This window comes from Streptomyces calidiresistens (assembly GCF_014141525.1).
GTDB lineage: Bacteria > Actinomycetota > Actinomycetes > Streptomycetales > Streptomycetaceae > Streptomyces > Streptomyces calidiresistens.
Map to the genome: position 1 here is coordinate 1 of NZ_VKHS01000340.1, position 5,623 is coordinate 5,623.

A 5,623-nucleotide genomic window follows, 5' to 3' on the forward strand; every position below is an offset into this window, starting at 1 on the left:
GTTCGGGGGCGGGGGGATGCACGGCTACCGGGCGCTGGAGGGCACCTTCCTGGGCGGCTGTCTGTTCTCCGGCCGGGTGGCGGGCAGGGCGATCGCCGCGGACCTCGGCTGAGTCGATCCCACCGGGGAGCCCCCCACCGGGAGTCGTGGCCGGTGGGGCGGTACCCCGGTGGGATCGGTGCCGGGACTCAGGAATCCGGGATGACCAGCACCTGACCGACGAAGATGGTGTACGGCGAGGTGATGCCGTTCGCCTCGGCGATCCGCTGCCAGGGAACGCCGTACCGCCTGCCGATGGAGTACAGGGTCTCGCCCTCCCGGACGGTGTGGGTCCGGCCGCCGGGCGGTTCCAGGGAGCCGTCCTGCACGTACCGGTAGAGGTTCCCGGGGCACTCGGTGGCCAACTGGTTGCGGTGGCCGTTGATCGCCCGGGCGGCGCCCCCCTGACTCCGCAGCCGTGCGATGGCGGTGCGGAAGGCGTCCAGCAGGTTCGCGGTGATGGTGTCGTAGGAGGAGGAGGATCCGCCGACCAATCCGCAGACGGCGTACCAGTTCTGATTGGCGGTGTTGGTGCCGTTGGCCGCGGTGCGCACCCCCTCGCCGCGTCCCTCGAAGACGTAGCCGTGCACACAGGTCAGGTGGCTGTAGGCGATGTCCGCCCAGCCGTTGCCGTCCATGTGCTGACGCTGGATGCCGCGCACCTGCGCGGCGCAGTCGGAGTGGGAGGCGCGGGCGATCCGCGAGCCGCCCACGTGGTGGATGGTCACCCCACCGCGCTCGGGGGTGATCTGTGTGCTGCGTCCGGTGGGTTGTCGGGCGCCCCACTGCGCGCGGGTGACGAAGACCGCCATCAGTCGAGCACCTCCCCGCCGTCGGTGTCGAAGCCCTCGGCTTCGAAGCCCTCGGGCAGGGAGCAGGAGACCGCGGCGTTGAGCGGCTCGGGATGGTCACCGGGCCAGCCGTCCGGCGCGAACTCGGCGTTGGGGTGGTCGGCCCGGGTGACGACCCCGGCCCCCGGGCTCTGTGTTCCGGCCGAGGGCGGCGGGGCCCCGGCGCCGACCGCCTCCGTTCCCGGAGGGGAGGGGGAGGCGGACCCGGCCGCGAGGGCTCCGGGGGCGGCGAGGACGGGCAGGGCGACGGCGGCTCCCGCGGTGGCGGCGGCCAGACCGAGGAATCCCCGTCGGGTGGTCTCGGGCAACGCTCCTCCTTCGTGCGCGGCGCGCGGTGGCACGGGGCCGTCGGGCGCACGCCGTCGACCGGTACCACCCCGGGTGCCGACTGTCCGGTATGCCGGGATTCCGGCCATCCGGGGGGTGTATCCGGATTTCCGGTGTCGGCGTCCGTGCCCCGAGAGGCCGGCGCCCATGCCCGGAAGGAGGGCGGACTACCGCGAAAGAGTGTCGGAATCACCCGAATCGACGGCTTCCAGACCGGCGACCAACCGTGTCAGGAGGAGGCGGAGGAGCGTGTCGTCCCCCTGGTCGGGCAGGGCCTCCCAGCGGGTCCGGACCCGGTCGGACACCTCCCCGGCGCGCTCCATGCCGCGGGGGGTCGCGTGGGCCAGGACCCGTCGGCGATCCATCGGATCGACCCGACGGTGCACCAACCCCTCGTCCACCAGATGGTCCACCAGGCGGGTGGCGGTGGGCGGCGGCAGCAGGGCGTGCTCGGCCACCGCCGTCATCCGGTGCCCCTCGCCGTCGGAGAGCAGTACCAACACCCGCCACGCCTCGGGGGAGCAGCCCGTTCCCGCGAGTGCCTCCCGCACCAGTCGTTCGGTCAGCCGTTCGGCACGGGTCAACAGTTCGACGGTGTGGGCGGGGCGGCCGGCGGAGGAGGGCGTCCGGAGCGCGGCGGGGCCGGGGTCGCGGCGGGTCACGTCGGGCATCTCGCTCCTCGGGCCGGCGGGACAACCATCCTGTGAACAGGAAATCATAGGTCGATGGTCACCCCGGCCCGGTACCCCGGCCGGCGGCTTGCCGCCGGACCGCCCCCTCCCCTCGCCGAAACCCTGGACATCGCCCTGGTGGTGCCGGCCCGGGGACCGGCGGGCCTTCTGGGGCCCGCGTGCGAACTGTGCGCGGTCCTGGCCGCCCAGGAGGTCAACGCGGCGGGCGGGGTCCTGGGACGCGAGGTGCGACTGATCCCGGTGGACGGCGGCGCGCCGCCGTCCCGGGTGGCGGACGAGGTGGAGGCCATGGTCGTCGCCGGCACGGTGCGGGGGGTCACCGGCTGGCACATCTCCTCGGTCCGCCGGGCCCTGGCCCCCCGTCTGGCGGGGCGGGTTCCCTACGTCTACACCGCGCTGTACGAGGGTGGTGAGAACACCGAGGGCGTCTACCTGGTCGGTGAGACCCCCGACGGCCAACTCGCCCCCGCCATGCGGTGGCTCGCGGGGGAGCGCCGGGTCCGCCGGTGGCACGTGGTGGGAAACGACTACGTCTGGCCGCGCCGCACGGCCCGGGCGGCCCGCCTCTACGCCCGTGCCACCGGCGGGGTGGTCCGCGGCGAGAGCTACCTGCCGCTGGGGGCCGCGCACGGCTCCCCGGAGATGGAGCGGGCCCTCGACGACATCGAACGCGGTGACGCGGACGCCGTGCTGATGTTGTTGGTCGGCAGCGACGCGGTCTGTTTCAACCGGGCCTTCGCCGCCCGCGGCCTCGACGCGGGGGCCCTGCGGCTGAGCACTCTGATGGACGAGAACATGCTGGTGGCGGGAGGAGCGGACGCCTCCCGGGGGCTTTACAGCACCGCCGGCTTCTTCGGGACCCTGGCCACCGCCGACACGCTGGACTTCCACGCCCGCTACGCGGCCCGGCACGGTCCCACCGCCCCCGTGCCGGGCAGTCCGGGGCAATCCTGCTACGAGGGCGTGTTGTTGCTGGCGGAACTCATCGCCCGCGCCGGGTCGCCGGAGGTCCCGGCGATCGAGGGGGTGACCGCCGCGGGCGGTGTGCGGTGGGAGGGGGCCAGGGGAGTGCTGGGCCTGACCGGACGCCATGTCCGCCAGCGCATCTACCTCTCCGAGGCCGACGGACTCGACTTCTCCGTGCTCGTCGAACTGGATCGGACGCCCCGTCACCACCGGTGATACTTCCGAACGGAAGTATTCATGCCGGTGAAATGCCGGGGAAACAGCACCCTCCGAAGCTGTGGGGCGTTCCCGGGCGGGACGACGCGGCTCCGCTCCACACGTGCCCAAAGGCCGCCGCGCGGGCGGCTGTTCGGACCCCGTCCCGGGTGCCCGGCCGGCGGTCCGATCCGATCGGGGCCGTGCCACCCGTCCCTGCTCGCCCCGTGCCGCCACGTCTCCCCGCGCCCGCCCCCGACGCGGGTCCGTTCACGTTCGTCCACGCCCCGATACCGGGGAACCGGGAGGAAACCGATGACCACAGCCCGCGGACACCGTCTCACCGCCGCCGTCGTGGCCCTCGCCACCGCCGTCGCCCTCACCGCCTGCGGGGCCCGCACCGGTGAGGAGCCCGCAGGAGCCGGAACCCGGGCCGATGTCTCGGAGGACACCGTCAAGGTCGGCCTGCTCAACTCCCTCTCCGGCACCATGGCCATCAGCGAGGTCACCGTGCGCGACGCCCTGCTGCTGGCCATCGAGGAGATCAACGCCGACGGCGGTGTACTCGGCCGCCGTGTCGAGCCCATCAGCGAGGACGGCGCCTCCGATTGGCCCACCTTCGCGGAGAAGTCCGAGAAGCTCATCGTGAGCGACGGCGTCGCGGCCGTCTTCGGCTGCTGGACCTCGGCGAGCCGCAAAGCGGTGCTCCCGGTCTTCGAGCAGCACGACTCGCTGTTGTTCTACCCCGTGCAGTACGAGGGCCTGGAACAGTCCCCGAACATCTTCTACACCGGGGCGACCACCAACCAGCAGATCGTCCCCGCCCTGGACTACCTGCGCGAGGAGGGGGCCGGTTCGCTCTACCTGGTCGGCAGCGACTACGTCTTCCCGCGTACCGCCAACAAGATCATCCGGGCCTGGGCGGAGGCCCACGACGTCGAGATCCTCGGCGAGGACTACGCGCCCCTGGGCTCCACGGAGTTCGCCACCATCGCCAACAAGGTGGAGTCCTCGGGTGCCGACGCCGTCTTCAACACCCTCAACGGCGACAGCAACGTGGCCTTCTTCAAGGAGTACACCTCGGCGGGGCTGGACGCCGACACCATGCCGGTGGTCTCGGTCTCCATCGCCGAGGAGGAGGTCGGGAGCATCGGCGCCCGCTACCTGGAGGGACAGCTCACCTCCTGGAACTACTACCAGACCACCGAGGGTGAGGCGAACGAGCGGTTCGTCGCCGCCTATCGGGCGAAGTACGGCGAGGACAAGCCCACCTCGGACCCGATGGAGGCCGCCTACACCTCGGTCCACCTGTGGAAGGCCATGGTCGAGAAGGCCGGCAGCTTCGACACGGCCGACGTGCGGGCGGCCGCCGACGGCATCACCCTGGACGCGCCCGAGGGACCGGTCACGGTGGACGGGGAAACCCAGCACCTCCACAAGACCAGCCGCATCGGCCGCATCGGCGCCGACGGGGTGATCACCGAGGTGTGGAGCTCCGACGGCCCCATCGCCCCGGACCCCTACCTCACCGGCTACGACTGGGCCGAGGGCCTGTCCTGAGTCGGGCCGCCACGAGAACGGGCGAGAACCGTGACCGTCATCCTGAACCAGACCTTCACCGGCGTCGGCATCGGCGCGGTGCTGCTGCTCATCGCGCTCGGTCTGTCGCTGACCTTCGGCCAGATGGGCGTCATCAACATGGCGCACGGCGAGTTCATCATGGCCGGTGCCTACACCGCCTACCTCCTGCAGACGGTGATCGGCGGGGCGGGCGTCTCCCTGCTGGTGTCCCTGCCGATCGCCTTCGCGGTGGCCGGTGCGATGGGGGCGCTGCTGGAGTGGCTGCTGATCCGCCGACTGTACGCCCGGCCCCTGGACACCCTGCTGGCCACCTGGGGCGTCTCGCTCCTGCTCCAGCAGGCGGCCCGTGACCTCTTCGGCGCGCCCAACGTGCAGGTGAGCGCCCCCGATTGGCTGACCGGACACATCGTCCTCGTCGGGGGCGACCACCCGCTGACCCTGGCCCACAGCCGTCTTTTCATCCTGCTCCTCGCGGTCATCGCCGTGGTGGCCCTCGCCGCGGGGTTGCGGATGACCGCGACCGGTCGCCGCATCCGGGCGGTGGTGCAACACCGGGAACTGGCCGAGGCCTCGGGCATTCCCACCGGCCGGGTGGACCGCACCACCTTCCTCATCGGATCCGGCCTGGCGGGGGTGGCGGGGGTGGCACTGACCCTGGTCGGGCCGATCGGCCCGACGATGGGCACCAACATCATCATCGACGCCTTCCTGGTGATCGTCGTCGGCGGCATCGGTCGGTTGCGCGGCGCCGTCATCGCGGCCCTGGTCCTGGGAGTGCTCCAGGCCGTCCTGGAGTACTCGACCACCGTCAGCGTCGCCAAGGTGACCGTGCTGGTCGCCATCGTCGCCTTCCTCCGGTGGCGACCCCAAGGCATGTACACCCTCCGCACCCGGAGCCTGGTATGACCCCTCCCACCATCGTCCGCGCGGCGGGAACGACATCTCCCGCCCCCGCTCCCGGCACCGCCGCAC

The 5,623-nt window shown here is 72.2% G+C and carries 6 protein-coding genes; 3 read left to right on the forward strand and 3 right to left on the reverse strand.

All coding sequences use genetic code 11. The features are described from left to right. Positions 1-188: 188 nt before the first annotated feature. The 3 genes from FOE67_RS14855 to FOE67_RS14865 form a co-directional block, all read right to left on the reverse strand. Positions 189-851 (reverse strand): LysM peptidoglycan-binding domain-containing protein, encoded by a 663-nt coding sequence (locus tag FOE67_RS14855; RefSeq protein ID WP_182664445.1) that lies wholly within the window; start codon positions 849-851, stop codon positions 189-191. Further along, entirely contained in the window at positions 851-1,198 is a 348-nt protein-coding gene (locus FOE67_RS14860) for a hypothetical protein (RefSeq protein WP_182664447.1), read from the reverse strand. Before FOE67_RS14860 ends, FOE67_RS14855 begins: the two co-directional genes overlap by 1 nt. A gap of 186 nt (positions 1,199-1,384) precedes the next feature. Continuing rightward, positions 1,385-1,888 carry a MarR family winged helix-turn-helix transcriptional regulator gene (locus tag FOE67_RS14865; RefSeq protein ID WP_182664449.1) on the reverse strand — a complete coding sequence of 168 codons (504 nt, stop codon included), beginning with the start codon at positions 1,886-1,888 and terminating at the stop codon, positions 1,385-1,387. Positions 1,889-1,942: 54 nt separating this feature from the next. Here FOE67_RS14865 and FOE67_RS14870 point away from each other — a divergent pair, with 54 nt between their 5' ends. The 3 genes from FOE67_RS14870 to urtB all read left to right on the forward strand — a co-directional run bounded on the left by FOE67_RS14870 (position 1,943) and on the right by urtB (position 5,557). Continuing rightward, complete coding sequence (locus tag FOE67_RS14870) at positions 1,943-3,091, forward strand: substrate-binding domain-containing protein (RefSeq protein WP_182664451.1); 1,149 nt, start codon at positions 1,943-1,945, stop codon at positions 3,089-3,091. Between the two features lie 294 nt (positions 3,092-3,385). After that, positions 3,386-4,630: an urea ABC transporter substrate-binding protein gene (urtA, locus tag FOE67_RS14875; protein ID WP_182664453.1), complete on the forward strand. Its 1,245-nt coding sequence runs from the start codon at positions 3,386-3,388 to the stop codon at positions 4,628-4,630. Between the two features lie 30 nt (positions 4,631-4,660). After that, positions 4,661-5,557, forward strand: a complete 897-nt coding sequence (urtB, locus tag FOE67_RS14880; protein ID WP_182664455.1) for an urea ABC transporter permease subunit UrtB — start codon at positions 4,661-4,663, stop codon at positions 5,555-5,557. Positions 5,558-5,623 lie beyond the last annotated feature (66 nt).

Excerpts from the sequence above, each read along its gene's own strand:
- FOE67_RS14855 (WP_182664445.1), bottom strand. The coding sequence starts at position 851 with ATGGCGGTCTTCGTCACCCGCGCGCAGTGGGGCGCCCGACAACCCACC.
- FOE67_RS14865 (WP_182664449.1), bottom strand. The coding sequence starts at position 1,888 with ATGCCCGACGTGACCCGCCGCGACCCCGGCCCCGCCGCGCTCCGGACG.
- FOE67_RS14870 (WP_182664451.1), top strand. The coding sequence starts at position 1,943 with ATGGTCACCCCGGCCCGGTACCCCGGCCGGCGGCTTGCCGCCGGACCG.
- urtA (WP_182664453.1), top strand. The coding sequence starts at position 3,386 with ATGACCACAGCCCGCGGACACCGTCTCACCGCCGCCGTCGTGGCCCTC.